Here is a 1,295-nt window from a genome sequence, read left to right on the forward strand (position 1 = left end):
GAAATACAGCAACTTGGAAACAGAAAATGACCAGCTTCATAAAGAACTGGAAAAGCTGAAGAACGCGAAACCGTCAACACCTGCCAAAACGACAACACCTGCTAAAAAACCGTCAACCCCGGCTAAAAAGCCATCGCCAGCGAAAAAACCGTCTACACCAAAATACAAAACGGTGACGGTGAAAAAAGGTGACACGTTGTCAGAATTGACGCAGAAATATGGTAAGGGTGGTACAAAAGCCGCGTATATGGAAACAGCCAAGTTTAACAAACTCAAAGACCCGAACAAAATTAAACCGGGTCAGAAAATCAAAATCCTGACAAAGTAGGTGGAAGTATGGGCGTAAATATAAAGCCGTTTATCAAAGACGCGCAAGCCATACAGAAAGAAACTGGCATCCCTGCATCCATCATACTGGGTCAAATCATGTTAGAATCAGGCGGTTCAAACCCGGGCGGATTGTCCGGGCTTGCCTACTACTCTAAGAACCTATTTGGAATAAAGGGAAGAGGTACAGCAGGAAGTGCCACGATGGGTACGACCGAAGTATATAACGGTAAGACCTATCACGTGAAGGATGGCTTTGCAAAGTACAACAGCTATCAAGATTCCATACGCGCCCACGCGGAACTATTATCCAAGCCGCGTTATGCGTCAAAGCTGAAGAACGCAAAAAGCGTTGAGGACTATGCGAAGGGAATCAAAGCTGGAGGGTATGCAACAGACCCTAACTATGTAAATAAGCTTCTCGGCATTATCAGCAGTAACAACCTTCACCAGTACGATGATAAGGACATTACATTCAAAGGAACGTCAGGAGCCGGGGCGACAGGTGGGGATTCTTCATCTTCAGGCACTGACGACAAATCATATTTATCAAATATCATGTTCGGCGTGTTCAGATGGTCTCTTATTCTCGGGCTTGCTATCATTGCAATCGTGTTCTTTATGAAAGCCTTCCCAGCAGTCGGAGACGTTGCGAAAGGTACAGCATCCACCGCAATGGATTTTGTTCCGGGTGGTCGTGCTGTCAAATCTGTTTCTAAGGGAGCCAAAGCCATTAAGAAAGGACGCAGCGCGTCAAACCACATCAAGAAAGCCGCTACAATAGCAAAAGGAGTGAACAAGAATGCCGGAACTAGTCAAACAGCCGGGGGATGACCATAAAAAGAGTACATGGCGTGAACAGACCGTCACCATGCTACCGGGCGACATTACAACGGTTTATTTTGACGACACAAAGCCGAACCATTCAGCCATAACAAATAACACAAGTCAGATCGTGTACGTACACG

General features: G+C 45.9%; 2 protein-coding genes. Both read left to right on the top strand.

The features are described from left to right. Positions 1–328 (top strand): LysM peptidoglycan-binding domain-containing protein (locus ACFXI4_RS44700; RefSeq protein ID WP_385003447.1); only part of this gene is annotated, 328 nt, incomplete at its 5' end. 8 nt (positions 329–336) lie between these two features. Continuing rightward, positions 337–1,161 (top strand): glycoside hydrolase family 73 protein, encoded by an 825-nt coding sequence (locus ACFXI4_RS44705; protein ID WP_376642737.1) that lies wholly within the window; start codon positions 337–339, stop codon positions 1,159–1,161. Positions 1,162–1,295: the final 134 nt, after the last annotated feature.

Source organism: Streptomyces sp. NPDC059224, assembly GCF_042754285.1.
In the GTDB taxonomy this organism is placed as follows: domain Bacteria; phylum Actinomycetota; class Actinomycetes; order Streptomycetales; family Streptomycetaceae; genus Streptomyces.

Bases quoted from the DNA above. Each gene is read 5' to 3' on its own strand.
- ACFXI4_RS44705 (WP_376642737.1), top strand. From the start codon at position 337: ATGGGCGTAAATATAAAGCCGTTTATCAAAGACGCGCAAGCCATACAG.